Annotated in this window: 28 protein-coding genes and 3 tRNA genes; 1 reads left to right on the top strand and 30 read right to left on the bottom strand. The window is 42.3% G+C overall.

The genetic code is table 11. From position 1 onward, the window contains the following. Positions 1 to 186: 186 nt before the first annotated feature. From Q4G98_RS06755 to Q4G98_RS06710, 10 genes are all read right to left on the bottom strand, one after another. Positions 187 to 513: a helix-turn-helix domain-containing protein gene (locus Q4G98_RS06755; protein ID WP_301961897.1), complete on the bottom strand. Its 327-nt coding sequence runs from the start codon at positions 511 to 513 to the stop codon at positions 187 to 189. 164 nt (positions 514 to 677) lie between these two features. Then, positions 678 to 899 carry a helix-turn-helix domain-containing protein gene (locus Q4G98_RS06750; protein WP_293662844.1) on the bottom strand — a complete coding sequence of 74 codons (222 nt, stop codon included), beginning with the start codon at positions 897 to 899 and terminating at the stop codon, positions 678 to 680. Between the two features lie 657 nt (positions 900 to 1,556). Beyond that, positions 1,557 to 1,769, bottom strand: a complete 213-nt coding sequence (locus Q4G98_RS06745) for a helix-turn-helix domain-containing protein (protein WP_113078004.1) — start codon at positions 1,767 to 1,769, stop codon at positions 1,557 to 1,559. Between the two features lie 29 nt (positions 1,770 to 1,798). Beyond that, entirely contained in the window at positions 1,799 to 2,038 is a 240-nt protein-coding gene (locus tag Q4G98_RS06740) for a helix-turn-helix domain-containing protein (RefSeq protein ID WP_293546536.1), read from the bottom strand. 210 nt (positions 2,039 to 2,248) lie between these two features. Beyond that, the gene (locus tag Q4G98_RS06735; RefSeq protein WP_298564051.1) at positions 2,249 to 3,064 is read right to left on the bottom strand and encodes a DUF3298 and DUF4163 domain-containing protein; all 816 of its coding nucleotides are present in this window, start codon (positions 3,062 to 3,064) and stop codon (positions 2,249 to 2,251) included. 107 nt (positions 3,065 to 3,171) lie between these two features. Continuing rightward, on the bottom strand, positions 3,172 to 3,771 hold the full coding sequence (locus Q4G98_RS06730; protein WP_301961896.1) for a nitroreductase family protein: 600 nt from the start codon (positions 3,769 to 3,771) through the stop codon (positions 3,172 to 3,174). 200 nt (positions 3,772 to 3,971) lie between these two features. Further along, positions 3,972 to 4,047, bottom strand: a tRNA-Val gene (locus Q4G98_RS06725). Between the two features lie 3 nt (positions 4,048 to 4,050). Next, a tRNA-Glu gene (locus tag Q4G98_RS06720) sits at positions 4,051 to 4,125 on the bottom strand. A gap of 3 nt (positions 4,126 to 4,128) precedes the next feature. Beyond that, positions 4,129 to 4,204: transfer RNA gene (locus Q4G98_RS06715), tRNA-Asn, on the bottom strand. Between the two features lie 79 nt (positions 4,205 to 4,283). After that, entirely contained in the window at positions 4,284 to 4,757 is a 474-nt protein-coding gene (locus Q4G98_RS06710; RefSeq protein ID WP_177560702.1) for a YhcH/YjgK/YiaL family protein, read from the bottom strand. A 131-nt stretch (positions 4,758 to 4,888) separates the two neighbouring features. Here Q4G98_RS06710 and Q4G98_RS06705 point away from each other — a divergent pair, with 131 nt between their 5' ends. Next, on the top strand, positions 4,889 to 6,445 hold the full coding sequence (locus tag Q4G98_RS06705; protein WP_177560703.1) for an ABC-F family ATP-binding cassette domain-containing protein: 1,557 nt from the start codon (positions 4,889 to 4,891) through the stop codon (positions 6,443 to 6,445). 50 nt (positions 6,446 to 6,495) lie between these two features. On the opposite strand, the gene Q4G98_RS06700 is transcribed toward Q4G98_RS06705, so the two are convergent. The 20 genes from Q4G98_RS06700 to Q4G98_RS06605 all read right to left on the bottom strand — a co-directional run bounded on the left by Q4G98_RS06700 (position 6,496) and on the right by Q4G98_RS06605 (position 25,800). Further along, positions 6,496 to 7,068 (bottom strand): toxin-activating lysine-acyltransferase, encoded by a 573-nt coding sequence (locus Q4G98_RS06700; protein WP_298565457.1) that lies wholly within the window; start codon positions 7,066 to 7,068, stop codon positions 6,496 to 6,498. A gap of 71 nt (positions 7,069 to 7,139) precedes the next feature. After that, positions 7,140 to 9,671 (bottom strand): autotransporter outer membrane beta-barrel domain-containing protein, encoded by a 2,532-nt coding sequence (locus tag Q4G98_RS06695; RefSeq protein WP_298565455.1) that lies wholly within the window; start codon positions 9,669 to 9,671, stop codon positions 7,140 to 7,142. 581 nt (positions 9,672 to 10,252) lie between these two features. Beyond that, complete coding sequence (gene guaA, locus Q4G98_RS06690) at positions 10,253 to 11,794, bottom strand: glutamine-hydrolyzing GMP synthase (protein WP_177560706.1); 1,542 nt, start codon at positions 11,792 to 11,794, stop codon at positions 10,253 to 10,255. A 141-nt stretch (positions 11,795 to 11,935) separates the two neighbouring features. Further along, complete coding sequence (gene groL, locus Q4G98_RS06685; protein ID WP_177560707.1) at positions 11,936 to 13,567, bottom strand: chaperonin GroEL; 1,632 nt, start codon at positions 13,565 to 13,567, stop codon at positions 11,936 to 11,938. A gap of 46 nt (positions 13,568 to 13,613) precedes the next feature. After that, positions 13,614 to 13,898 carry a co-chaperone GroES gene (groES, locus tag Q4G98_RS06680; RefSeq protein ID WP_177560708.1) on the bottom strand — a complete coding sequence of 95 codons (285 nt, stop codon included), beginning with the start codon at positions 13,896 to 13,898 and terminating at the stop codon, positions 13,614 to 13,616. A 196-nt stretch (positions 13,899 to 14,094) separates the two neighbouring features. Next, positions 14,095 to 14,679 carry an ANTAR domain-containing response regulator gene (locus Q4G98_RS06675; RefSeq protein ID WP_177560709.1) on the bottom strand — a complete coding sequence of 195 codons (585 nt, stop codon included), beginning with the start codon at positions 14,677 to 14,679 and terminating at the stop codon, positions 14,095 to 14,097. Then, positions 14,676 to 16,058, bottom strand: coding sequence for a PAS domain-containing sensor histidine kinase (locus tag Q4G98_RS06670; RefSeq protein ID WP_177560710.1), 1,383 nt, complete (start codon positions 16,056 to 16,058; stop codon positions 14,676 to 14,678). Before Q4G98_RS06670 ends, Q4G98_RS06675 begins: the two co-directional genes overlap by 4 nt. A gap of 160 nt (positions 16,059 to 16,218) precedes the next feature. Further along, positions 16,219 to 17,232, bottom strand: coding sequence for a tRNA (adenosine(37)-N6)-threonylcarbamoyltransferase complex transferase subunit TsaD (gene tsaD, locus Q4G98_RS06665; RefSeq protein WP_293662859.1), 1,014 nt, complete (start codon positions 17,230 to 17,232; stop codon positions 16,219 to 16,221). Beyond that, positions 17,225 to 17,698, bottom strand: coding sequence for a ribosomal protein S18-alanine N-acetyltransferase (rimI, locus tag Q4G98_RS06660; RefSeq protein WP_177560712.1), 474 nt, complete (start codon positions 17,696 to 17,698; stop codon positions 17,225 to 17,227). Before rimI ends, tsaD begins: the two co-directional genes overlap by 8 nt. After that, positions 17,674 to 18,366, bottom strand: a complete 693-nt coding sequence (tsaB, locus tag Q4G98_RS06655) for a tRNA (adenosine(37)-N6)-threonylcarbamoyltransferase complex dimerization subunit type 1 TsaB (RefSeq protein ID WP_177560713.1) — start codon at positions 18,364 to 18,366, stop codon at positions 17,674 to 17,676. The genes rimI and tsaB overlap by 25 nt, the downstream gene beginning before the upstream one ends. After that, positions 18,347 to 18,820 (bottom strand): tRNA (adenosine(37)-N6)-threonylcarbamoyltransferase complex ATPase subunit type 1 TsaE, encoded by a 474-nt coding sequence (gene tsaE / locus Q4G98_RS06650; protein WP_177560714.1) that lies wholly within the window; start codon positions 18,818 to 18,820, stop codon positions 18,347 to 18,349. Before tsaE ends, tsaB begins: the two co-directional genes overlap by 20 nt. Before the next feature lie 56 nt (positions 18,821 to 18,876). Beyond that, positions 18,877 to 19,425 carry a GerMN domain-containing protein gene (locus Q4G98_RS06645; RefSeq protein ID WP_177560715.1) on the bottom strand — a complete coding sequence of 183 codons (549 nt, stop codon included), beginning with the start codon at positions 19,423 to 19,425 and terminating at the stop codon, positions 18,877 to 18,879. A gap of 14 nt (positions 19,426 to 19,439) precedes the next feature. Then, positions 19,440 to 20,522, bottom strand: coding sequence for an N-acetylmuramoyl-L-alanine amidase (locus Q4G98_RS06640; protein ID WP_177560716.1), 1,083 nt, complete (start codon positions 20,520 to 20,522; stop codon positions 19,440 to 19,442). 104 nt (positions 20,523 to 20,626) lie between these two features. Further along, complete coding sequence (locus Q4G98_RS06635; protein ID WP_298565449.1) at positions 20,627 to 22,180, bottom strand: NAD(P)H-hydrate dehydratase; 1,554 nt, start codon at positions 22,178 to 22,180, stop codon at positions 20,627 to 20,629. Between the two features lie 2 nt (positions 22,181 to 22,182). Beyond that, positions 22,183 to 22,554, bottom strand: a complete 372-nt coding sequence (acpS, locus tag Q4G98_RS06630) for a holo-ACP synthase (protein ID WP_177560718.1) — start codon at positions 22,552 to 22,554, stop codon at positions 22,183 to 22,185. A 146-nt stretch (positions 22,555 to 22,700) separates the two neighbouring features. Then, complete coding sequence (locus tag Q4G98_RS06625) at positions 22,701 to 23,147, bottom strand: C-GCAxxG-C-C family protein (protein WP_177560719.1); 447 nt, start codon at positions 23,145 to 23,147, stop codon at positions 22,701 to 22,703. 138 nt (positions 23,148 to 23,285) lie between these two features. Further along, positions 23,286 to 23,672, bottom strand: coding sequence for a desulfoferrodoxin family protein (locus Q4G98_RS06620; RefSeq protein WP_177560720.1), 387 nt, complete (start codon positions 23,670 to 23,672; stop codon positions 23,286 to 23,288). A 63-nt stretch (positions 23,673 to 23,735) separates the two neighbouring features. Beyond that, a complete protein-coding gene (locus Q4G98_RS06615; RefSeq protein WP_293719002.1) occupies positions 23,736 to 24,557 on the bottom strand; it encodes a ZIP family metal transporter in 822 nt (273 codons plus the stop codon). Positions 24,558 to 24,792: 235 nt separating this feature from the next. Then, entirely contained in the window at positions 24,793 to 25,209 is a 417-nt protein-coding gene (locus Q4G98_RS06610; RefSeq protein WP_177560721.1) for a flavodoxin domain-containing protein, read from the bottom strand. Between the two features lie 12 nt (positions 25,210 to 25,221). Further along, a complete protein-coding gene (locus tag Q4G98_RS06605; RefSeq protein WP_298565445.1) occupies positions 25,222 to 25,800 on the bottom strand; it encodes a DUF3793 family protein in 579 nt (192 codons plus the stop codon). Between the last annotated feature and the right edge of the window lie 153 nt (positions 25,801 to 25,953).

Genomic DNA, 25,953 nt, shown 5'->3' with positions numbered 1-25,953 from the left:
AGCATTTAGGCAATTGTATACAAGTATTCTTCTTATTAGATTCGCATTTGTGTATACAATATGCAGTTCGTATGAAAAACAAAGAACAGAAAAGCGCACTTAAAAGTGCGCTTTTCTGTTCTTTAGGAGTTATTTGAAAATCATTCAAATGTTTAAAGCATTAAATTTATAAATCGAATACTTTACTCAAACTGCAGCTTTTAAATAGTCTGTTTTTTTCACCACTTTAAGAATATCCAGTAATTCCTCTGCAGTGTACTTGTCTTCTGCCTCCTGCGGTTTGACCTCAGTATTCAAAGTCAAGCCTAAAAGTGCATCCACACCACAGCTGAAATAATGTGAAAGCCTTAATAAAACCTTCAAATTAACGCTTACACGTCCATGTTCCAGATTACTCATATGTGTTTGAGAAATACCAAGTTTTTTAGCAAGCTCTGATTGGGTAACACCTTTACGGATACGCATGATCTTGATGTTTTGTCCGATTTTTACAAAATTAGGTTCTACGCTCATAACTGCCATCTCCTCCCTGAACTGTATAAAACATAATTCCAGAAAATTTTAGAACTATATTTTTATAAAAGCTAAACATCCGGATAAAACCATTTGTTTGCTAGCTTTTCAAAATCAAAGCAGTATGCATAAACACACTGCGTGAATGTTATATTATTATCACTTTAAATGTCTTTATCCGTCAGCAAAACCCCTGCATCAACGTTCAATACCTGTGCGATCTGTAACAAAACAGGTACGCTGCACTGCGCTTTACCTGTTTCTATTTTTGACAGATAAGAACGTGAAATGCCTGCCTCATCAGCTAATTCTACCTGGCTGATGTTTCTCATTTGTCTGTAATATTGGATTTTTAACCCTAATTGTTTAAATTTTGTTGAAAACATTTAAATCCCCATTTCCATACTAATCCAAGATGTTAATTATTTATCCCTTCTTTGCTATTCTTTATACTTTATTAATAATATTATCACATTTTATTAATATTTAGGTGTTCATAAATAGTTAACATATGTGTTCTTTAGTGCACAGAAATAAATAAATTATATCTTTTTTATTTTATTAGTTAATTTTTCAGCTTCCATTAATTTATATCAATAGATTTTTTCGTTATTTAAACGAGCATCAAAAAATTACTACATATAATATCTGTAATATTACACTAACAATTATCAGAATAGTCTGCAATAAATTTCTTTATGTTTTCAATACACTATACAATTTATTATATTTAAATTTATTTTCAATAAACGTATTCTTGTTGCATTGGTTATATATTATCATAATGGATATGTTTTTGTTTTAAGTTTAAGTTTCAAAATTACTTTTTATATTATTTTTATTCCTTTTCACTATTCGTATAATTTTTACATTCAATATTATCTTTTGAAATTTTATATCTTTATCTACTCAAAAAGAAAAACCTCTATTTTATAATAGAGGTTTGGTAAAAAAACATTATACAATTTTCTAACAGATAGTATAGAAGTTTTTATTCCACAACTATTGCCGGCCTTTAATTTTTACCAACATTTTTAAATATCTCAAACAGTCAATAAATCATCTAAACTGCACTTAAAAAAACCGGTAAGCTTATAGAGCATTTTCAGGCTTATTTTAACTTTGCCATTCTCAATATTGCATAAATGAGCTGCCGATACACCTAAAAGCTTTGCCAGCTTAGCCTGGCTGATGCCCTGGCGAATCCTTTTAATTTTTATATTAATACCTATTGTTTTATAATTCGGTTCTTCCACTTTCTCACACCTCTTTTCTTTCGCTTAACTTAGCAGTCACTGCTGTCTGTCAACAGTTCGCCTGGATCCATCTCCAGTGCTTTGGCAATCTGTATCAACACGGCAAGACTATAACGAACTTTTCCTGTTTCTATTTTTGAAAGATATGAACAGGATATCCCCGCCTTCTCCGCTACTTCCATCTGCTTCAACGCTTTCCTTTTTCTGTAATAGGCTATTTTTAAGCCTATTTGTCTGAATTTCTCGCCAAACATAATTTCACCAACCATACTTTTATTCTTCTGTGATATTACTTACCTTAATTTTATTATATCCAGCTATCCATTTTCATGTTTTCAATAATAGTTCAACTATGTGCACTATTATGCCTAATACCATTTACATTATTTGAAAAACCTCTGTCATTTATATCATAAAAGTGTTTACTTAAGCGAGAAATAAAAAAAGCCCTGCGAAAGCAGGGCAAAAAGAGCAAGCCTTTATTCTAATTTAAAATTAAAGATATCAGCAACCTGACTAACTGGTATAACAAATTCAATCGTACCAGCAGCATAAGGAGCAATTGCATAAGGCGGATATACTATAACCAAATCAGCATTATCTGTAATATAAAAATTTTCTGTTCCGTTCACTTCAACCGTCTTATCGAAGAATCCTTTCTGCTGCCTTTCTTCTTCCATCTGCTTGGCGATAATAGCATTCAGCCGCGGTAAATAATCGCTGCCTGCCTTAAACATATCGCCCAAGTTCAGTAATTTGCCAGTTTTTAAATTTACATTGATCGTGTCCAAATAAGTATTGGGATGAGCGCCACCCAGATAATCCATATAAGTCTGTTCTAAAGAAAGCAGTTCCTCACTGTTAAACCGCACCTGATATCTGCCTTCGAACGTATACTGTTTGACATGTGATCCGGCTTTATGAGCTGCTTGGGCCTGATTCTGCAGCTGATGATTGATAAAACCTGCTATATCAGCTACAAATTCGCGGCTGGCTTTAGCACCGCCATAGCCGTCAAATTCAGGATAATAATTTTCCTGCAGGCTCAACCCACTGCCGCCAGGCAAATAAGCATACAATTTTTTCACAATATTAAAATCAATTGCCATATTGATCCTGTCATCAACTGCCACACCGCCTGCGGCGCCCTTCACAACAGGAATATTAACAGTCACGCCGCCGTCCCTTATTTTCTGATCCGTAACTTTAGGTTCAGCCGCCCAGGCTGAAACAGCTATTCCCAGAGCCATAAATCCTGCTACGCCGGCTGTTATAAATTTTCGTGACATTTTCATCTGTCGCACCTCCACAAATAATTATATTATTAGTATAACATCATTAAATGTCAAAAGGATGTCTTTTCAAAAAAATCCCCTCGTTTTAACGAGGGGATTTTAAATTCTTATTCTAAAATGCGCATCCTTTCCGAACCGGAAATGACTTCTTTAGCATCAGGCTCAGCCGTTTTTGCCCCAAACGGCATCTGCGCAATCAAACGATACTGGTCTGGAATATTAAATACTTCTTTTACTTCAGCATCTATAATAGGGTTATAGTGCTGGAGATTTGCCCCCAGCCCTTCTTCCTCTAAAGCTGTCCAGATAGCAAACTGCAGCATACCATTCGCCTGATCTGCCCATGTCTTAAAATTAGCAGCATATGTAGGAAAATTATTAGCAAAGGTTTCTGTAACGCTTTCGTCATCAAAGTATAAGATCGTTCCATAGCCGGCTGCAAAACTGTTTATTTTAGCTTCAGTTGGAGCAAATTTTTCAGCAGGTACACGCGCACGCAAAATGTTCATAACAATATCCCAAAAATTCTTATGTGCCTGCTCAAACAGTACTACTACACGTGCACTCTGACAGTTAAAAGCAGAAGGAACATCCTCCAGCAGCATTTCTACCAATGCTACAATTTTATTTTTAGGGATCGGGGAAGTATCTGTGATACCATAAATACTACGACGTTCATAAATACTGGAAAGAAAAGTTTTTTTCATAATTATGCCTCCTAACATCAATGTTCTTTTTATTGCTAATTTGACTTTACTACAAAGGCGGCAGAAATGCAAGTTACCCAAAAAGCTTCTTTAACCGCATTCCAGCTAGTTTGTTACTTTTGTAAAACATTATGAAAGCAATTATTCTTAAAAATCAAATAAAAAAAGCATATCCAAAAAATTTGGATATGCTAGATTTCTGGTGGGCGCTGACGGGATCGAACCGCCGACATTCTGCTTGTAAGGCAGACGCTCTCCCAGCTGAGCTAAGCGCCCGAATGGTGACCGGTGGGGGAATCGAACCCCCGATACCGCCGTGAAAGGGCGGTGTCTTAACCGCTTGACCAACCGGCCAGTTGGCTCCCCGAGTAGGACTCGAACCTACAACAACTCGGTTAACAGCCGAGTGCTCTACCGATTGAGCTATCGGGGAAGGTCACTGACGTTTCTCAACGTCACAAGTGGTATTATATGGCAATTTTGTAATCTTGTCAACACTTTTTTTGAAAAAATTACTGATTTTTAAGTTTGACTTTAACAACTATTTTCTGCACTGCTTGTGCTTCCTTCTTTGTACTGCAGCCGGGCCGATGTAATTCCCAGGGAAAAAACACTGCGAAATCCCCCGCCTGCAAAACAACGCGATCCTTTTCATCCATTTCTTCATAAAACAGCAGGTCGCTTTCTTCCGCATGATCTTCAACAATAATATGTTCCGCTCTTCTGGGTGCAAAATAAATTATTTCTTCTCCAGCACCCAGATACTGCACATCAATATACTGATTATGCGCTTCAGGCTTCTTATCAGTTTTGGGTTCAGTCAAATATGTGTTAACTATCACAAACACATTTCTGCCATCTATTTCATATTCACCATTTGCCAGTTCGGCAAAGTTTGTTTCCCGGATATATTGTAACGCCTTCTGCAGCCCTTCCGAAACATACGGCAATATTTTTTCTATGTCCTGCTTATTTCCACACAGCATTATAAAAGCCTCCTTTTAAATTCAGTACTGTTTTATTCGACGTTTCGAAGTAAAATCCTGTTTTCTGCTTTGACAAAACGCTATGACTTACGTTAAAATTGTAACATATATTTTCATGAAAGAGGTTTAGTATGAGCTACTTGAATGTTACTAATGTTTCCCATACTTTTGGCGGCCGCCAGATTTTGGAAAATGTTTCTTTTAAATTATTGCGCGGTGAACATGTCGGTCTTGTCGGCGCTAACGGTGAAGGCAAGTCAACCTTTCTCAACATCGTCACAGGTCATCTGCTACCTGACGAAGGCAAGGTGGAATGGCCCGGACGCGTTACTGTTGGTTATTTAGACCAACAAAGTACTCTGGAAGCCGGCAAAACTATCCGTGAGGTCCTGCGCACTGCTTTCAACGATATGTACGAAGCAGAAAAGCAGATGCTGGAGCTTTATGATAAAATGGCTGACGCATCTCCTGAAGAAATCGATAAAATGATGAATACCGTAGGTGAACTTCAAACTGAACTGGAACACAGCGGTTTCTACTCTTTAGATACTAAGATCGAAGAAGTAGCTAACGGTCTTGGCTTAGGCAGCATCGGTCTGGACCGTGATGTCAGTGAGCTTTCCGGCGGTCAGCGCAGTAAAGTTCTGCTGACTAAACTGCTTTTACAAAACTCCTCTATTCTATTACTGGATGAACCTACCAACTATTTAGATGTTGAACACATTGAATGGCTGACCAGATTTTTACAAAACTATGAGCATGCGTTTATCTTGATTTCTCATGATATTGCCTTTCTCAATCAAGTAGTCAACGTTATCTACCATTTGGAAAACTGCGAGCTGACCCGTTATACTGGCAATTATGATAAATTTCAGGAAATGTACGCTATTTATAAAGCTCAGCGTGAAAGCGCCTATGAACGCCAGCAGCAGGAAATTGCCAAGCTCGAAGATTTTGTCGCCCGGAATAAGGCTCGTGTTGCTACTACTAATATGGCCAAAAGCCGTCAGCGGAAACTTGATAAAATGGAAATCATTGAAAAACCCCGCGAAAAACTCAAACCAACCTTTAAATTTACGGAAGCCAGAACTCCCAGCCGCTTTATCGTAGAAGCTAAAGATTTAGTTTTAGGATACGATACGCCGCTGACACGTCCTGTTACATTTAACCTTGAACGCGGACAGAAAATTGCGCTCCGCGGCGTTAACGGTCTTGGTAAAACAACCCTTTTAAAAACTATTTTAGGTTTGATACCGCCTGTATCAGGTTCTGTAGAACTGGGTGAATTTTTGGAACCAGGTTATTTTGAACAGGAAGAACGCGAAAAAAATGAAAACACTGCTTTAGAAGATGTCTGGAATGAATATCCCGGCCTGACCAATTATGAAGTTCGGGCAGCTTTAGCAGGCTGTGGCTTAACTAATGAACATATCACCAGCAAAGTTTTTGTTTTAAGCGGCGGCGAAGCCGCTAAAGTCCGTTTATGCAAGCTGATGCTGCGCGATATTAACTGGCTGGTTTTAGATGAACCAACCAACCATCTTGACGTTGATGCTAAGGAAGAATTGAAGCGTGCTTTGATTGCCTTTAAAGGCAGTATTCTCCTGGTCTCACATGAACCTGAATTCTATGAAGACTGGGTAACTTCAGTCTGGAATATTGAAGACTGGACTACAAAAATAATTTAAGCGCAATAAAAAATCCTCAACCAAAGTTTGGTTGAGGATTTTATTTTTGATCAGCTAACCAATGCCGCTACATCTTTTTCCAGCTGCATCGGTACAGTTATCAACGGCATATTTTCATTATGCCATTTCAGGCTGGCTGCCGCAGTAATATTTTGGCCACGTTTACAGAAAACCCTTTTGCCTCTCTTTTTACCTTCGTGATATAAAAAACGTACTTCAGGCGAATCCTTAAAGAGTTTTTTCTTGCACCAGTTAGAACATTCCTGTAACCGTCCCCCAACCGGAGCAATCACAAATAATACCCACGGCCTGACGCCGCTGTTCCAGTTATGCGGCGTCAGTGCCAGATTATAGTGTGTTAAATATTCTGCTTCCGCAGCAGCATCAAAATTAGCCCAGGCCATATAAAATACCGGAGTACCGTTTTCTGCCATTGCCAAAACATACTGCTTATTTGCTATCGCCGGGAAGATCTGCGAAGCCATCATATGCAGCGGCATCGTCTCATGCTGTTTAGACTGCATCATCAGCCAGACGATATTGCCCAAAATATATGCCGTACTATAATGCTCGTCCTCTAAAGCAGGTACTATAAACTTGATTTTTCCTTGAATTTTATCCATGTTACGAGTTCTCCTTTGGTCGACCTTCCTCCACCAATCCCCATACAATATCCTACTTTATTTAAATACTTCTAGAATTCCCATCTGATGCCTGTATTTACCTGCCATTCTTTCTTTGTATCACCGCCAAAACTACGTTCAATGTCACCGTAGAAATGTGTATTGCGGCTCAGCTGAACCTGTGCGCCCATGCCAAATTCATACCAGGTATCGCCATTGTCATAACGTTTACGCAGACTTTCACCATTAGCGGCCAGCATCGATACATCACGGTCACCGTCAAATTCATGGAAAGCTCCCAGCTTAAAATAATAACTGCTTTCCGGATTGATCTTGCGTCCTACTTCAAAACCGATACGGCCGATGGCACTGGTCAAACCATCCACATTGATCTTAGTTCCGCGTTCAGTGGTAAAAACAACGCTGTTCATCCTGCCCAAAGTAATTTGTGCCTGCGGTGTAAAGAACCAGCCTTTTTCGTAATTTTTCTGCCGGCCATATTCAAAACTGATGCTGTAAGCAGCATTATCATAATCACTGCGTTCAGCATATTCACCGTAAGTATTCATCTTATGATCCAAATGTCCTGCGCGCAATACCAGATCAGTATAATGGCCCTTATTACCAAACCAGGTCGTATACAACCCCAAAGCAGTCAGACCTGTTTCACCCTTACCTGCTGTATAGCTGAGTTTACCCTCACTGCGTTCCAAGACGATACCATTAGTACGCTGTCCATTTTTCTCATCATATCTGGTCTTATCATACCCTAATTGATAGGTATGGTATCTATCAGTATAGCTCTGACCTTTCAGTTTGCCATGATACATACGGGCCCAGACGCCGTCAGCACCATGCTCGCCACTGCGTATATCGCCTAAACGTTTACGCAGCGTGTCATTAGTAGCCCGCCATAAGCTGTAATCACTGGCAAAACCGTCGTTGATAGTCTCAGTATTACCATTTTCCTTCTTCTCTATTTTTGTCAGGTACCATTCGTTAGCGCTCTGTCCCAATGTATCACCGCGTTCCACAGTCGGCAGTACATCCCACAATCCGCCGGTGTCCATATATTCGCCAACGAAAGAAGCATTACTGCTGTTGTCAGTGATCAAATGCAGTTTCTTCTCACCAGTTACTATCCCGTTGACAAGACTCAAGTCATTGACGTGCACATAATGAGTACTGCCAACTTCGGAAGAATTGATTACAAGTTTATCGCCATTAGTTTCACTGTCTAACTCTGTATTAAATTTAAATACACCACCGGTACCACTTAAATCATCAACAGTAACCACAGTATTCATCCCCGCTTCATGGCTGAGATTAACCATACTGTTCCCGCTGACGTGTAAACTACTGACTTCAGAACTGCTGGTAACATGCCAGTAACTACTGTTTTTCAGATTCAGATTGATTTTTCCGCTATTAGCCAGTGCAGTACTGCCAGTGAAAACAGAATTATTGTCCATATCCAGATCAATAGCCCCACTGTTATCAGCATACATATTACCAGTAATATTAAACGTAGAATTGCCCGCTGTACCTTTTATATTTCCTTTATCAGCATAGAGGGCATACCCGTCGTTTCCATTAGTATCTATGGTCGCACCACCTAAAAACTCAATGCTGCCAGTAGTGGCATTGACATATGCGCCATGTGAGCCGCTGCCTTCAACTGAAATATTTAAACCATCGCCCGTTTCAATAACGCCTTTTTTCGCCAGCAACCCATGTGAAGCATCACCTTCAGTTTTAATACTAGCATTATCGCCCAAAAGCAAAACTGAACCGGTCATGTCCACAATTGCACCATAAGAAGCTTCACCATAAGTCATAATTTGAGATTCTTCTCCAATAGACACTTCACTATTAGCTTTTGAAGAACTGGTATTATAAATTTGCACGCCGTGCGACTTATCACCATAAGTAGTTAACAAAGAGCTATTACCCAATTTAACCTTACTATTTCCTCCCGTCACATTTACTACATTAGCGCTGTTTCCATTAGTTACTATCTTACTATTATTTCCAATTTTTACATCATTACCATCATTACCAGTAATATAAATAGCATGTGAACTATTGTGCGTTGTTGAAATATCTAAATAGTTACCAACAACTATAGTATTGCCCATATTAGTCCTTAATCCAAACGCATCATTATAAAGATTGCCCGATCCTTGTGCGCCAGTTATTCTTATTGTCAAATTGTCGCCTGCTGTAAAAGTACTATATCCATTCAAATTCACACCATCAGCACTATCACCAGAAGCTTCCAATGTCCAACCATTACCAATAATTATATGCGCCGTACTTCCGGAATTTGCTGGATTTGTTCTTATCGCATCTCCAGCATCTGCAGCTGTTTTTACTGTTACGTTATCGGCATGACTCACATTTGTAGTATCAGCTCCATTGGCATATACTCCATGATATTGCGGAAATGTTGTATTTCCAGTAACATCGATAATATCACCAGTTTTAACATTATTTGCTTCTCCACCCCAAATCATCGAATAATGTGTTGCAGCATTAACTGTATACATAGGACAAAACAAAATTAACGCTACAGCCAAATGCAAAGATTTCTTGTTTTTCATTGCAACCCTCTCCTTTATTGAGTTTTTAAATCTATAATTTTTACATATTTAAATCGTTCCCCAACGATTTAAATATATTAAAAATCACTTTACCAAAATCTATTTTTTTTAACATCTACCTTCTTTAAATAAATAAAATTACACTTCAGCAATGTAATAGTATTTTCCAAAAACTGCTTTGTCAATATCATAAAGAATATTTTTACATTTCAATCATATTTTATGCACATTATAACAATCTTCGTTTGTTATAATTTTTAATCTTTTAGTTATTTTATCTGATTTTTATTTTATAATAATCAATCTTTTAGAATTAGTCGATTTTCTTTAATCAATCGTTTAATTCACCGATAATTCCTTAATCGAACGATTTAACTATTAATTTAAACTTTGCCGAAAGTAAAACCAGCCCTATTTTATACTACAAAACATTTATTCTTCAAACAAAACTAAAAAACATCTTAAATTGGCCTGTTATTAATATTTATTCACTTCAGCTTATTTTGATATTCCTGTACAAATCACCCAATAAAAAAATCGCAGTTCATCAAATGAACTGCGATTTCTATTTATTCTTTATTTTATTCCCACTCGATCGTAGCCGGCGGTTTTGAGGTAATATCGTAAACAATACGGTTAACGCCCTGCACTTCGTTGACAATGCGCCGGGAAATAATATCCAGAACACTGAACGGGATATGTGCCCAATCAGACGTCATGCCATCGCTGCTGGTTACGGCACGCAGTGCTATGGTATGAGAATAAGTACGGCCATCACCCATAACGCCTACAGAACGGATATTGGGCAGGCAGGCAAAATACTGCCAGATTTTACGTTCCAAACCTGCTTTAGCAATTTCTTCTCTGAAGATAGCATCTGCTTCGCGGGTTATTGCCAGTTTTTCCTCTGTAACTTCTCCCAGAACACGAATAGCCAGACCTGGTCCGGGAAACGGCTGCCGCCATACTAAAGCAGAAGGTATACCCAATTCTTCACCAACGGCACGTACTTCATCTTTAAAAAGTTCGCGCAACGGCTCAATCAACTCTAACTGCATATCTTCGGGCAAACCGCCAACATTATGATGGCTTTTGATTGTAGCCGAAGTACTTGTTCCGCTTTCAACGACATCAGGATAAATAGTTCCCTGCACCAAGAAATCTACCTTGCCAAGTTTATTCGATTCTTCTTCAAAAACGCGAATGAATTCTTCACCAATAATTTTACGCTTTGTTTCCGGATCAGCTACGCCTGCCAGACGCCCTAAAAAGCGCTCAGCAGCATTAACGCGGATCAGATTCATATCAAACTGCTCTTTAAAGACAGTTTCTACCTGATCACCTTCATCTTTACGCAGCAGGCCGTGGTCTACAAAAACGCAGGTCAGCTGCTTGCCAACTGCTTTATGTACTAATACTGCCGCAACAGAAGAATCAACGCCGCCTGACAAGGCGCAAAGGACTTTTTTATCGCCGACAGCTTCTTTGATCTCGGCAATCTTCCGCTGAGCAAAACTGCTCATCGTCCAGTCACCTTTAACACCGCACACTTCAAACAGGAAATTAGCAATCATTTTACGGCCAAAGGGCGTATGCTCTACCTCAGGATGGAACTGCACTCCATATAATTTACGTAAATCATTGGCCATACCGGCAACAGGACACTCGCTTGTATCAGCAGTAACCACAAAACCTTCTGGAACCTCCGATACATAATCAGTATGGCTCATCCAGGAAATATTGTGTTCTTCGATGTCCTTAAAAAGAATATTATTTTTATTGAGTTTTACAGCAGTTTTCCCATACTCGCGCACATCGGCACTTTCGACTTTGCCGCCCAGCGTTTGAGTCATCAGCTGATGTCCATAGCAGATACCAAGTACCGGCACTCCTAATTCAAACACACCAGGATCGATCTTAGGAGTATCATCGCCATAAACGCTGTTAGGACCACCTGTAAAGATGATCCCTTTAGGATTTTTAGCTTTGATTTGTTCTAAAGTATAGGTATAGGGCACGATTTCACAGTAAACTCCGCATTCCCTTACACGCCGCGCGATCAATTGATTATACTGTCCGCCAAAATCGATAACTAAGATCATTTCATGGTTACCTGTTTGCATGTTGCTGTAAGCCTCCTCAAAATAATTTAACTAATAATGTATAATATAATATCATACAATAATCACGATGAAATTGCAATGCAAAAGGCCCCGTACAAAAGTACGGGGCCCTGAACTTTTAGTGAAAATATATACGTTTCATTACATCATGCCCGGCATGCCGCCACCCATTGGCATTCCGCCCATCGGAGCAGCGCCTTCTTTGGCAGGTTTATCAGCTACAACAGATTCAGTAGTTAAAACCATAGCTGCGATGCTGGCTGCATTTTGCAGAGCACTGCGGGTAACCTTAGTCGGGTCAACGATACCGGCTTCGATCATATCAACATATTCTTCCGTCAAAGCATTGAAACCAAAGCCTTTGCGGGAGCGTTTGATCGTATCAACGATAACGGCGCCTTCCAGACCGGCATTATAAGCTATTTGACGTACTGGTTCTTCAATAGCGCGTTTAACGATCTCCATACCGGTTTTTTCGTCGCCGGTAACTTTGAGTCTGCTCAAAGCGGTTTGAACCTGCAGCAAGGCAGTACCGCCGCCAGCAACAATACCTTCGGCAACAGCTGCGCGAGTAGCATTCAAAGCATCTTCGATCCGCAGTTTTTTATCTTTAAGCTCAACTTCAGTAGCGGCACCAACTTTAATAACAGCTACGCCGCCTGCAAGTTTAGCCAAACGTTCCTGCAGTTTTTCTTTGTCGAATTCAGAAGTAGTTTCAGGAATCTGAGCGCGAATTTGAGCAACACGTGCTGCAATTTCCTCTTTATTACCGCCACCGTCGACGATAGTAGTCAGTTCTTTGGTTACACGAACCTGGCTGGCGCTGCCCAGATCTTCCATGCTGGCGCTGTCAAGTTTACGGCCAACTTCCTCACTGATAACGGTTGCACCGGTAAGAATTGCAATATCCTGCAGCATGGCTTTACGGCGATCACCGAAGCCAGGTGCTTTGACTGCAACAGCTTTGAAGGTGCCGCGCAATTTATTGACAACCAGAGTTGCCAAAGCTTCACCTTCAATATCTTCGGCAATAATAAGCAGTTCACGGCCGCCCTGAACAACTTTTTCCAGTACAGGCATAATATCCTGAATCATAGTGATTTTGCGGTCTGTGATAAGTACGAGCGGGTTATTGAGAACAGCTTCCATTTTGTCAGGATCTGTTGCCATATAGGGAGAAATATATCCGCGGTCAAATTGCATACCTTCGACTGTTTCCAGGCAGGTTTCCATCGTTTTGGATTCTTCAACAGTAATAACGCCGTCATCGCCAACTTTTTCCATAGCGTCGGCAATCAGGCCGCCGATCTCTTCATCAGCTGCGGAAATGGATGCAACCTGAGCTTTAGCTTCCTTAGTTTCAACTTTTTTGGAAACAGCTTTCAGCTCTTCTACTAAAACGTCAACCGCTTTTTGGATACCTTTTTTCAGAACCATCGGATTGGCGCCGGCAGCTACATTGCGCATACCTTCGCGAACCATGGCCTGTGCCAAAACAGTAGCAGTGGTAGTACCGTCACCGGCAACGTCGTTAGTTTTAGTGGCAACCTCTTTTACAAGCTGTGCACCCATATTTTCAAACGGATCTTCAAGTTCAATATCACGGGCGATAGTTACGCCGTCATTAGTAATAGTAGGTGCGCCGAATTTCTTTTCCAGCACTACGTTGCGGCCTTTAGGACCAAGGGTTACTTTTACTGCATCTGCTAACGCATTGACACCGCGCTCTAAACTGCGGCGAGCATCTTCGTTGAATTTTATTTCTTTTGCCATTTCAAATACACTCCTTTATATTTCACTTTCTGGTAAAAAGTATTGCTTACAGAACAGCAAGTACATCGCGTTCGCTGAGGATCAGATAATCTTTGCCGTCATATTTAAATTCAGTACCGGAATATTTTGCAAACACAACTTCTTCGCCGGCTTTAACTTCAGGAGCAACACGAGTGCCGTTATCCAGCATTTTTCCAGCCCCTACAGCTACAACTTTGCCAGTCTGCGGCTTTTCTTTAGAAGCCGTATCCGGCAAATAAATACCGCTGGAAGTCTTTTCCTCTTTTACTGTGAGTTCGACGATGATGTGATCTGCTAATGGTTTCAACATTTTCAAGTCCCCTTTCAGATACCTATATAAATTTTTTATTTTTCTTTTGTTAGCACTCATTATTGTCGAGTGCTAATTACATTTATTATTATATCCGTTTCCTGAAAAAATGCAAGACAATTCCTGTAAAATTTTTTGACAAAAAAGTGAAAAATTCACGCAAACCCTTTTCTCAGTCTGCGTGAATCCTGTATTTTTATTTGTTTTTCAGCGCCGCTGCGATCACAGCTTCCGCCAGTTCCTTAATGGAAATACGCCTGTTCATGCTGTATTGCTGCATTTTTCGATATGCTTCCTGCTCTGTAAAACCATGTGCTGACATCAAGATTCCTTTAGCCCGATCCAACAGCTTTCTTGTTTCCAGGCTTTCTTTTAAGACTCCCAATTCATCACCCAGTGCTTTGATTTCTTCAAAACGTGAAATAGCTATCTCCATTGCCGGAAACAGCTGTTCTTCACGAACAGGTTTCACCAAATACCCCAATACGCCTGAACTTTTGGCCTGTGCGACAATCTCCTGCTGACTATAGGCCGTCAGCAAAAGTACCGGGGCCAAATGCTCGTCAGTAATTATTTTTGATGCTGTGAGCCCATCCATTTGCGGCATTTTCACGTCCATAATTACAAGATCAGGCTGCAGGGTCCTCGTCATTGCAACTGCATCTTCACCGTTATCGGCTTCGCCTACAACTTCATGTCCCGCTTCTGCCAGCATTTCTTTGATATCAAGACGGATCAATGCTTCATCATCAGCTAAAACAATCTTCAAAGTCTCTCTCATTCTTCCCCCTCCAACTCCAACGGTATGGTAACTATGGCACAAGTCCCCTGCTTCAGAGACTCTATTGTAAAAGTACCACGAAGATCGGCCTCTACCATAGTTTTTATAATTTTTAAGCCCAAACTCGTCTGCTCTCCTAAAACAAACCCCTTGGGCAGGCCCTTGCCGTCATCACAGATTTTCAAACAATAACTGCCGGGTATTTTATAAAATTCAACATCCAGTCTGCCGCTGCTGCGCCCTGAAAAAGCGTGATCCAGAGAATTTTGTAAAAGCTCGTTGAGTACCAGAGCAATACTGGTAGCCTTATCAGAAGGCAGCAAAACATTATCTGCCTGAAAACTGGTCTGCAATGCAAGATTAGGATCAGCCATACTGGTAATGATCGCTTCATAGATTCCCTGTGCTACCACAGCTACATCAATTTTACCACTGTCCTGCTGTGAAAGAAATTCATGGACAACAGCAATACTGGTTACCCTGTTGATGCAATCGCGCAGCACCAGTTTCGTTTCGTCAGTCTGGGCCCGGCGCGCCTGCAGCCTTAACAGGCTTGCGATAGTCTGCAGGTTATTTTTGACACGATGATGGATCTCGCGAATAACTACCGATTTGATCAAAAGCTCTGTATCTTTCTTTTTCAGCTCAGTTATATCCTGCAAAATAACAATGGCTGCTGCTGTGTCAGGTTGGTTGGTAACAGGAATCACCCGCATAGAAAGCAGCAGTCCCTGCATATCTATTTCCTTTCCTTCAGCGACCCCTGTCTGCAGCACCATTCCTACCAAAGGCCAATTGATTTGCAGGCTGTTTGTCCGCCGCCCTACTAAATTCGACAGGCCCTGTACTTTAAAAAGATGTCTAGCTGTTCTGTTGGCAGCTATAATTACCTTATCCTTATCAACGATCATCAAACCATCACTTGGAAGTAATCTGCCATAATAATTGCTCTTTAAAATCTGCCTGCCGGTATTCTTTAAAAACTCTAATGCCGTCTTAATAAAAAGCTCTTCCGGCTCATTAGCGTCAAAAGCGATGACGGCAAAGCATTTGCCTTTACTGTCGTAAATAGGATAAACACGCAAATCTACAAAAAGGCCTAAAGATAATTCGCGCTTACCAGACAAAGCAACGCCTCGCTGCAGGGCACGCTGCACCAAAGGCTCCTCATTAACGCGCAGTTCGCGCCCTGTTTTATCAGGCAAGTTACCTAAAAATTGTGTTTTGGGCAGTGCCTGATGGTAAATATACAGGAATTTCGGGTTGTCGTCCCAAACATACATCGTTATGCACGCATGAGCAACATCTGCAGCAAAAGCAGCACCGACCTTCATTGAGGACAGGATATTCTTTTGTTCTACAGTCAAATTTTTTACCATACCCATTGCTCCTGTTTACGTTTATTCTGTTTATCCCCATAAATCCACAGCTTTTTTCCACATTATCCACAAACTTATGCACAACAGAAACGTTTTTTTAACTATATTTTACCGTTTTATCCACAAAATCCACAGGATTTCTTGCTTTTGTAGACACTGTTTACCCCAGTTTCAACGATGGAACAGCGTTTAAATCCAGAGGACTCCGCTCACCATTCTGATACATAAAATAACCTCGGCAAGCTATCATTACCGCATTATCAGTGCATAAAATCGGAGTAGGATGCACTAAACATGCTCCAATCCTGCCTGCTGCCTCAGCCAGCGCTGTCTGCAAATGCTTATTAGCCGAAACGCCTCCGGCCAGCACTATTTTTTTCAAACCGGTTTTCTGCAACGCATGTACGCTTTTCTGTACCAGAACGTCTATGATCGCCTCCTGAAAAGAAGCCGCTACATCGGCTTTATCGACCTCACGTCCGGCCTGCTGCTCATTGTGCAGATAATTGATCACAGCTGATTTCAATCCGCTGAAACTGAACTGATACTCTTCTTTCAATAACGCTCTCGGAAAATCGATTGCCCGTGGATTACCTTCCGCTGCCAGTTTTTCGATTTCCGGACCTCCGGGATATTGCAGCCCCATCACACGGGCAATTTTATCAAAAGCCTCACCAGCAGCGTCATCACGAGTTTGTCCCAGCAATTCAAAGTTATTGTAATCCACTACCTTTAATAATGCTGTATGACCGCCGCTCACTACTAAAGCCATAAATGGTGGTTCCAGGTCTTTATCATTCAAAAAATTGGCAAAAACATGGCCCTCCAAATGATTAACTCCTATCAAAGGTTTATCATTAGCCCAGGCCAGCGCCTTTGCTGCCGATAACCCGACCAGAAGCGCCCCTACAAGACCAGGGCCGTAAGTTACTGCTACAGCATCTATTTCTGCCATACTCACGCCGGCCTGGCGCAGCGCTTCATCAATGACAGGCAAAATATTTTCAATATGTTTGCGCGACGCAATCTCCGGTACGACGCCGCCAAACTTTCGATGAATAACTACCTGCGAAGCAATGATATTGGAAAGCACTTCACGTCCATTTTTAACTACAGCAGCCGCAGTTTCATCACAACTGCTTTCAATGCCCAAAATATATACATTTTTAGACATCCGGCTTCCCCTCCTTGTATAACCACATGATTATCGCATTTTCATGATTATCTTCATAATAATTAGGCCTGATCCCTTCGCTGGCAAAGCCGCAGGTCAAATAAACCTTCTGCGCAGCAACATTGCTCTCACGCACCTCCAGAGTCACTGCCACAGCGCCAAGTTCCCAGGCTTTATTGATCAGCGCGGCAGTCAAACGCGTACCTAAGCCGCGTTCACGCTCTTCCGCAGCAACCGCAACCCTGGTGATCTGCGCTTCCCCTGCCACCAGCCAGAAACCGGCATAACCAAGTATACGCCCGTTATCTTCCAGGACAAGGTATGTAGTTAAGCTGTTATTCAGTTCATCCAGCCACATACTTGGGCTCCAGACATCAAAAAAAGACCGTTCGTCGATGCTGCTCACCGCTGTCAGATCGGCTGCTGTCAAAGCTCTTATTCTTATCCCTGCTGGCGTTTTTCCCATAATTCTTCAGCCTCTGATCTTCTAATATAGTAAGGCTCCAAGCCAAAAATATCATTGTTATTATCAGGATCATATTCTGCTTCTGCTAAAAGAGCCACTGACGCAGCCTGTGGCAGACATAAATGTGCCGGCGCTTTACGGCACCATGCCGGTAAATCAGCTGCTGCAATTTTCTGACATTCCCCCAATAATAAAGCCGGCGTGCCTAAAACAGCTATGTTCTCTAAAAGCTGCTCCTGGTTCACTACTTTTATTGCCTGATGTTCTATAAGCTTTCCCTGCTGCCACTCATACACAGCCTGATAAAAATTACCTTTTTGGGCATCTAAAACCGGAGATAACACGTAACCGTCTATTGGCAGATTATAGGCCAGCGCTTTCAGAGTATTTACGCCGCAGACAGGTTTATGCCAGCTATAAGCCATCGCTTCTGCCGATGCCAGACCAATTCGCAGGCCGGTAAAAGAACCAGGTCCCATACTTACAGCTAAAAGGTCGATTTCATTTTTGCTGATCTTAGTACGTGTCAAAAGCTGCTCAAGCTGAGGCATCAGCCCTTCGGAATGGGTCATGCCCATATCGATCCTGTATTCAGCCAAAATCCGGCCATCACGGCATAAGCCCACGGCACAAACTCTGGTTGCCGTATCAATAGCTAAAGTCAGCACTTTTTCTCACTTCCTCACATAATTCCATATAACGGTCACCATTGGGCATAAATTCTACCAGGCGTCCTCCCGGAACAATTTGGATATAAATGTCAAGGCTTTCCTCAGGCATCTCTTCCAAAAACAAATCCGCCCATTCAATAAGAGTCAGGCCATCGCCGCCGACGTATTCATCGTAACCGATATTTTCCAGCTCCGCTACCGTATTTATCCTGTAAAGGTCAAGATGCCTGATTTCCATATTGCGGCCATGATACACATTCATGATCGAAAACGTAGGGCTGCTCACTTCACTGGCATCAACACCCTGCGCTACGGCAATTTCACGGCATAACAAAGTTTTGCCGGCCCCCAGATCGCCGTTCAAACAAAATACATCTCCACTTTTAGCCAGCTTGCCCAAAAGTTTTCCCAAAGCTTCCATAGTTTCAACATTGCCACAAAAATACTCCATCAAATACACTCCCATTTCAAAAAAGCAGTACCGACTTTTGCCGATACTGCTCCCTTTTATTTTTTTAATAAAGTAATATTACGCTCCAAAGGATCTAAAATATCAGTATGTCCTTTTAAGGAAGCAATTTTTTTACCTTCAATCAAAATCTGTACTTTCTTTATTTCCGGAAACTCCGTCAGCGTATTCACAATAGCAGTAGTCAGCATAAGTTCAGTATACGACCCCTGCGGTACATTGGTGATTTCCTTGGAAAAATCAACATAAGCAATGCCATTTTCCAGTTTCATGGTCCTGATTTTAGTGCCTTTCGGAAACAGACTGACCATTTTCTCAGTATCCTGCGGACTGCTGTTCACTAAAACATCTAAGGCAACCTCAGGAGCAGTCATTGTTCCCATTTTACGAGTCACTTTCTCCGGCAGCAGATATTCTTCGCCGTTTGCGGGCGCACGATAAACAGTTACGGTGATTTCTTTATCCTTATCGCTTTGCGTTTGTTTAGTTTCAGGCTGCGGGTTAACCGTAGCGGTTTGATCCTCACTACAGCCTACAACCAACAGGCAAAGCAGTAAAGTGCAGAGTACTGCAAGTTTCTTTAACATATTGGCCTCCCACATCATTTAAAATAATCCTCAATACCATCAGCAATCGCCTTAGCTAATTTACTTTGGAACCAATTGCTGTTCAGCAATTTTTCTTCTTTGGCATTAGTTATAAACGCCATCTCGATCAATGCCGAAGGCATGCTGCTGCGTTTATTGACGTAGAAGTTCGCCTGACGGATACCCAGATCATCCAGACCAAAACCACTGGTCATCCGTTTTTGGATAGCTGTTGCTATCCGGGCATCATGACTTGTTTTAGGATAATAATAGGACGAGAACCCGCCTACGTTTTTATTGACTGAGGCATTGATATGCAGACTGATAAAAAGATCAGCCGCACTGCGTTCAGCAACATCAACACGAGCCTGCAGTTCCTGCGCGTCCGTAGCGTTTACGCCATAGACATCAACGTCTTTAACACGTGTCATCGTCACTTTAGCGCCTTTTTTCTTCAGCAGTTCTTCGACCTTCTGAGTTATTTTTAAAGTAATGTCTTTTTCTTTCGTTCCTTTAGCCCCAACAGCACCGGGATCGCTGCCGCCGTGACCTGCGTCCAGCGTAATGCGTTTGTCTTTCAGACCGCCGCTGGTACGATAGGCACTTTTACTCACAACCGGTGTGGTTGTCTTATTCGCGGTAGTTTTATTACCGCCTGCGGGAGTCGTTTTTGCAGGCTCAGATGCCTGACGTTTATTAGCTAAAACATCAATAACTATTCTGTCAGGCCTTTTGGTAACAGGGTCTTTTTTTAAAGTAAACCCTTTATAATCTTTACCGCCGATCGCCTTTTGCAGCGGCACCTTCAGCACAGTTTTTCCGTCCGTTGTCTCCAGGCGCATCTCATTGGCAATATCGCTTTTTATCTTATGCAGCCGACCGACTTTACCACTCAAAGAAGCCTCCATCGTGACCAGCATCGTATTGCCGTCAAAGGTTATTTTATAACCAGTCGGCTTATCACAATCTACAACGAATCTCAGCACATTGGTTTTATCAACACCCCAACGGACATCTGTTATTTCCGAGGCAAAAGCCGTTAAACTAAACAGCAAACAGCTTAAAAGTGCAAAAACAAAAACTAATTTCTTCTGCAAACGGCATCTCCCTTTCTGTCATCTCCAATACTTAATTTTATCATTTCCGCACAAGTATTGTAAACAAACCCCACCTTTTATCTGCAAACTTTCGGTGAAATCTTTTATTCACCCTGCTCAACAATCCTGCGGGCCTGCGGCAAATATCCGCTGATTTCACCAGCTGCCAGACCAATAGTCCCGCCGCTGGCCAGATCGCCAGCCAGACCATGCAGATAAACACCGGCTAAAGCTGCTTCCTGCAGAGAAATTCCCTGCGCCGTCAAACCGGCAATGATACCCGTCAGCACATCGCCACTGCCACCAGTAGCCATGGCACTGTTACCAGTCGTATTGATATAAACGCTGCCGTCGGGACAGCCTATAACAGTCGGGGCACCTTTCAATACAAGAACGGCATCCCACTCGACAGCATATTTACCAGCCAGTTCCAGTCGTCTTGCATCAACTTCTGCCGGTTCCATATCTAACAATCTGCCCAATTCTCCAGGATGCGGCGTTAAAACTTTCGGCGCTCTCATAGTATTCAAAATGCCTGTATGTCCCTGCAGCGCAGTCAAGGCATCGGCATCAATAACCACAGGCACTTCCACCGCCTGCAGGATCTCCCGAATGACCTCTATCGTACTTCCTGATGTACCAAGACCCGGCCCTATAGCCAAGGCATCCGCCCGACCGGCTTTATCCAGCACAGCTCCCGCAGCGCCGCCACCTAACGCTCCTGGCATCCGTTCTATCAAACCTTCCACCATAACTTCTGTCAATTTTACAGCCAGAACTTCACGGCTACAAAGCGGAGTCAGCAGATTCACCAAACCTGCACCAGCTTTAACAGCAGCTTCCGCACATAAAGCAGCCGCACCAGTAAATCCCGGTGATCCGGCCGTAATTACCACCCGTCCTGCTTCACCCTTATGACAGTTTCCATTCCTCTGCGGCAGCAAGTCAGCAGCAATATTTTCCGTCAGCAAAAACTTCTTACTGTCCATCTGTTCCAAAAGTATTTCCGGTATACCGATATCGGCAACAACTACCTCGCCAGTCAATTCAGCCGCCGGATATAAAAACAGGCCCGGCTTCGCCAGCGCCATAGTAACTGTAATATCTGCCTGGACTGCATTTTTATCGGCCATGCCTGTATCAGCACAGACGCCGCTTGGCACGTCAACAGACACCACCGGTACAGTAACACTGTTAATCAGCATGCAGACCCGTTGCTGGAACCCCTGCAAAACGCCATTAAATCCTGTACCTAAAACAGCATCGATCACCAAATCAGCCTTATGGCAGCTTACTTCCGCCACATCCCAGCTGCCTCTGTCATCTTTTAGCGCAAATAATTCAATACCGCACTTCCGGCAGATACGCAGCTGCGCCGCAGCATCTCCGGTCAGATCCTGCCATGGCGATACCAGAAACACTTTGACACGTGCGCCCTGACTGACCAGCCAGCGTGCAGCAACCAGTCCATCGCCTCCATTATTGCCCTTACCTGTAAAAATAACGATATTTTTACCAAAACAATCTTCTAAAAAATCTGCAGCCGTTTCTGCCACAGCTTTACCTGCATTCTCCATCAGCACCATTGTCGGCAAACCGATCTGCTCTGCAGACTGCTGATCCAAAGTTTGCATTTCTTTTGCAAAAACCAGTTTCATCGTTATCCCTCCAATACAACCTGAGCCATAGCAATATCTTTAGTATGGCTCAACGAAAGATATATTTCTCTGACGCCGCGTTCCTCTGCCAGAGCAGCAAAATAACCGCTCAAACGTATGCCTGGCTTTCCCATACAATCATTATAAACTTCAATATCAATAAGCCGGCCGCCTCTCAGCCCTGTTCCCAAAGCTTTCAGCAAAGCTTCTTTAGCCGCAAATCTCGCAGCATAGCTTGCAAATTTCTGCATTCCGCGAGCTTCGCAATATTCTTGTTCTGAAACAGAAAAAACTCTTGCCGCAAATCTTTCTATTGTCAAAGCTTTTTTTATTCTCTGTATTTCAGTCAAATCACAACCGATTCCGACAATCATCAGCTTTTCCTCCTTACGAACTCAGCCTGCACCTACTGCTTATTTAAAAACATAATATGTTTATATTATACACCCAGACTGCGTTTTCCTGCTATTTTATTCAATAAAATAGCTCAGCACCTCCAATCGGCACTGAGCTAAAGCTTTTACTGACCTGCAAGCAAACCTTTTTCTTCTAAAAATTCCGCTAAAAACTTACCGATACGGTTCGTAAGCTTCAAACAGTTTTTCAGATGGTCACGAGTATTGAATTCATAAGGCATCAAATCCTTACACATCGTTGAGCCAAATTCCTTTTCAAACCGATCGTGGAACTCTTTTGTAACAGGATAAATTTCCTTCAACGGTTTTTCCTCAGGAGTATTGCGTCCGATCAAGGTACTGATAACCATTGTGCAGCCAACTAACGCGCCGCAAATATTACGGGCGTGACCAATACCGCCGCCAAATCCCGACGCCAGGCGAAAAGCATTATCGTCAATGTCGACGCCTGCATATTTGCGAAAGGCTTCAACGATAGCTTCACTGCAATTATAACCGCTCTTAAATGCATTACCAACTTCCATACCCAATTTTTCACTGAATTCACTCATTACTCGTCCCTCCCTTAATATTACTTATATACTTTAATTCTACCAGTTTCCTCAAAAGTCCTGCTCTGAAAAAATCCCGTCTGCTTATTTTATAAAAAAACAGGACGGTAAGCACCGTCCTGTTCAGCCTGTAAATTTTTATTCAACCTTAGTCAGCCATAAGCCATGCAGATTACAGTATTCGTAAACACCTATAACCTTATCACCGCCTGCCAGCGCAAATTCAGCTTCAGGTTTAGAACCAACAGCCAGTTTCTTCCGCTGTCCGCCTTGTTCTGTTTCCAGATAAATCCAGGCAATATGGTGTTCCTCTGTCATAGGATGCTCAACGCTGCCGACTTTTACTTTTACGATATTGCCTTCAATAGTAACTACTGGCAGATGTTTTTCCTGTGACGCCTCCACTGTATTAGGTTTCAGTTCTGTCATGGGATCGCCGCAGCAAACAACATTTACTCCGCTGCTTTGAATCATCCCAATCATATTACCGCAATGTTTACAGATGTAGAATTTCTTTTCGCCCATTCGTACTCACTCCTTAATAAAATTTTATCACTTAATTAATTATAAATGCGGCTCCAGCCGCTTTTACCCTAAAGCTACATCCAAAATCATCATGACCGCAAAACCAATAATAAAACCAATTGTTGAAAGATCGGCGCTTTCATGCTCACCGCCGCTTTGAGACTCTGGTATCAATTCCTCAACCACAACATACAACATCGCGCCGGCGGCAAAAGCCAATGCATACGGCAAAATAGCTTCCATTGAAGTGACCATAGCCGCACCAATAACACCTGCTATCGGTTCTACCAGCCCAGAAGCCTGTCCATACATAAAGCTTTTCATCCGCGAAACACCTTCTCGCCTGAGAGGAATGGAAACAGCGGCACCTTCAGGAAAGTTCTGGATACCGATACCCAAAGCAACCGCTATCGCAGCCAGCAGGCCCGTATCACTCATACTATTGGCAGCCGCGCCGAAAGCAACGCCGACCGCCAGCCCTTCAGGAATATTATGCAAAGTAATTGAAAATACCAGTAAAATACTACGACGCCAATTAGTGGGAATACCTTCCACTTCTCCATCTTTGGCAAAAAAATGCGCATGCGGCAGCAATCTATCCGCCAGCCACAAAAAAGCCGCACCGCCCAAAAAACCGATCGCAGCAACAAGCCAGGCTGGTAAACTGCTTTGCTCAGCCATTTCTATGGCCGGAGCTAAAAGCGACCAAAAGGACGCTGCCACCATGATACCTGCGGCAAAGCCCAGCATCATATTTAAAACTCGTTTGTTGATTTCTTTAAAGAAAAATACCATCGCCGCGCCAAGAGCGGTCATAAACCAGGTGAACCCCGTCGCAATCAGTGCTAAGAGGATCGGATCGTTGATCTTCATCAAAGATTCCATCAAAACAACTCCTTACCTTCGTCTTTATTATAAGCTACTTACGACCCGCTTTCAAGTAAGCTCTTCATTATCTAAATTTTGTATCCGTTTATGATGATTATTAAACGTACATTTAAAATAAAATGCAGATAACCGGAATCCCTTATGGGACCCGGTTATCTGCATTTGGAGAAATGGAATATTAAAGGACATAACCACAGTCTGCTCTTACCGTAGTTATGACGGAGAAGTAAAGTTATGCTTTAGTTAAAGCCGCGCCCAGCTCGCGACAGCTTGCAACTGCCGCTTCATCAGGAGCTCCCAAAACTAAAAGTCCCGGTGCAGCCAACTCGGCGCCCGCCGCTTTTACGCGCTGCTCCCAATCATTCATGTAACTGCCGCCCCAGCCGTAAGAACCGAAAATCACAACCTTTTTACCCTGCAAAAGCGGTTCTAACGCTGTAAAGAAAGGCTCAAATTCGTATTCTTCCAGAACTTCAGCGCCCATAGCACTGCAACCCAGCGCCAGTGCTGAATATCCAGCAGCCTGTTCCGCCGTCATATCGCCAACGCTTTTTAGTACCGCGGCAGCACCAATACCTTCGGCTACGGCCTCGGCCATAAGTTTAGTATTACCGGTACCAGACCAATAAATAACAGGAATCTTTTCCATAATAAAACCTCCTTAAAAAGAAGCCGCTGCCAGATGTAAAGGTACGCCTTCGGCTACTGCCTTCAACAACCTGTCCCGGCATTTATTATATGCGTCAAACAAACACCTGGCATGTTCGACATCATCATATACTTTCCAATAACCGCTGCATTTACAGTTCTGTCCTTTATTCTCAATAAACCCTTTGATATCCGCCAATGGATAGCCTAAAAATACACCTATCTCATGTGGAAAATCGTCACTGCAGGATACCCGGCCCCCTAGCTGCCGCAGCAGAGAACGTACAGAGTCTGTTTTATAACCAAGCTCTTTTAAATAACAACTGACTTCCTGTTCCTGCAGCAAAGCTTCAAGCTGCCGAGGCTGATAAACTAAAATCAAAGTTCGTGCAGTACAAAGGCACAAAACTTCAAAAGCAATGCCCCTATCGGCAAATTGTTCAGTATAAACCGTCAAAAGCGGCGCAACCACAGGCATCGATACCGTAGGACAGCTCACAAGATTGGCCGGTTTGATACCAGCTAACGCCGGTGCGCAATGGAAAGCCAGTAATTCATCAAAACTTTTAAAGCCATGTAATTCAAACTGCATGATAACTCCTTTAACAAAAGTTAGTTCAGCTAACCAAACGCAGCTACCGGCAAGGCTCCGGTTATTGTTTATGAGTGATCAAAGAAAGAAGGGTCGAAATCACATCGTTTGGTTAGCCCGGTCTAACTTGATTTTGAGTATAGCACAAAAAAT

Source organism: uncultured Phascolarctobacterium sp. (assembly GCF_958349595.1).
Classification (GTDB): Bacteria; Bacillota; Negativicutes; order Acidaminococcales; family Acidaminococcaceae; genus Phascolarctobacterium.
This window is presented reverse-complemented; position numbering and strand designations above follow the sequence as displayed.

Coding starts and splice junctions, on each gene's coding strand:
- Q4G98_RS06755 (WP_301961897.1), bottom strand. CDS start 513: ATGAGCGTAGAACCTAATTTTGTAAAAATCGGACAAAACATCAAGATC.
- Q4G98_RS06750 (WP_293662844.1), bottom strand. CDS start 899: ATGTTTTCAACAAAATTTAAACAATTAGGGTTAAAAATCCAATATTAC.
- Q4G98_RS06740 (WP_293546536.1), bottom strand. CDS start 2,038: ATGGTTGGTGAAATTATGTTTGGCGAGAAATTCAGACAAATAGGCTTA.
- Q4G98_RS06735 (WP_298564051.1), bottom strand. CDS start 3,064: ATGAAAATGTCACGAAAATTTATAACAGCCGGCGTAGCAGGATTTATG.
- Q4G98_RS06730 (WP_301961896.1), bottom strand. CDS start 3,771: ATGAAAAAAACTTTTCTTTCCAGTATTTATGAACGTCGTAGTATTTAT.
- Q4G98_RS06710 (WP_177560702.1), bottom strand. CDS start 4,757: ATGCTGTGTGGAAATAAGCAGGACATAGAAAAAATATTGCCGTATGTT.
- Q4G98_RS06705 (WP_177560703.1), top strand. CDS start 4,889: ATGAGCTACTTGAATGTTACTAATGTTTCCCATACTTTTGGCGGCCGC.
- Q4G98_RS06700 (WP_298565457.1), bottom strand. CDS start 7,068: ATGGATAAAATTCAAGGAAAAATCAAGTTTATAGTACCTGCTTTAGAG.
- Q4G98_RS06695 (WP_298565455.1), bottom strand. CDS start 9,671: ATGAAAAACAAGAAATCTTTGCATTTGGCTGTAGCGTTAATTTTGTTT.
- guaA (WP_177560706.1), bottom strand. CDS start 11,794: ATGCAAACAGGTAACCATGAAATGATCTTAGTTATCGATTTTGGCGGA.
- groL (WP_177560707.1), bottom strand. CDS start 13,567: ATGGCAAAAGAAATAAAATTCAACGAAGATGCTCGCCGCAGTTTAGAG.
- groES (WP_177560708.1), bottom strand. CDS start 13,898: ATGTTGAAACCATTAGCAGATCACATCATCGTCGAACTCACAGTAAAA.
- Q4G98_RS06675 (WP_177560709.1), bottom strand. CDS start 14,679: ATGAGAGAGACTTTGAAGATTGTTTTAGCTGATGATGAAGCATTGATC.
- Q4G98_RS06670 (WP_177560710.1), bottom strand. CDS start 16,058: ATGGTAAAAAATTTGACTGTAGAACAAAAGAATATCCTGTCCTCAATG.
- tsaD (WP_293662859.1), bottom strand. CDS start 17,232: ATGTCTAAAAATGTATATATTTTGGGCATTGAAAGCAGTTGTGATGAA.
- rimI (WP_177560712.1), bottom strand. CDS start 17,698: ATGGGAAAAACGCCAGCAGGGATAAGAATAAGAGCTTTGACAGCAGCC.
- tsaE (WP_177560714.1), bottom strand. CDS start 18,820: ATGGAGTATTTTTGTGGCAATGTTGAAACTATGGAAGCTTTGGGAAAA.
- Q4G98_RS06645 (WP_177560715.1), bottom strand. CDS start 19,425: ATGTTAAAGAAACTTGCAGTACTCTGCACTTTACTGCTTTGCCTGTTG.
- Q4G98_RS06635 (WP_298565449.1), bottom strand. CDS start 22,180: ATGAAACTGGTTTTTGCAAAAGAAATGCAAACTTTGGATCAGCAGTCT.
- acpS (WP_177560718.1), bottom strand. CDS start 22,554: ATGATTGTCGGAATCGGTTGTGATTTGACTGAAATACAGAGAATAAAA.
- Q4G98_RS06625 (WP_177560719.1), bottom strand. CDS start 23,147: ATGAGTGAATTCAGTGAAAAATTGGGTATGGAAGTTGGTAATGCATTT.
- Q4G98_RS06620 (WP_177560720.1), bottom strand. CDS start 23,672: ATGGGCGAAAAGAAATTCTACATCTGTAAACATTGCGGTAATATGATT.
- Q4G98_RS06615 (WP_293719002.1), bottom strand. CDS start 24,557: ATGGAATCTTTGATGAAGATCAACGATCCGATCCTCTTAGCACTGATT.
- Q4G98_RS06610 (WP_177560721.1), bottom strand. CDS start 25,209: ATGGAAAAGATTCCTGTTATTTATTGGTCTGGTACCGGTAATACTAAA.
- Q4G98_RS06605 (WP_298565445.1), bottom strand. CDS start 25,800: ATGCAGTTTGAATTACATGGCTTTAAAAGTTTTGATGAATTACTGGCT.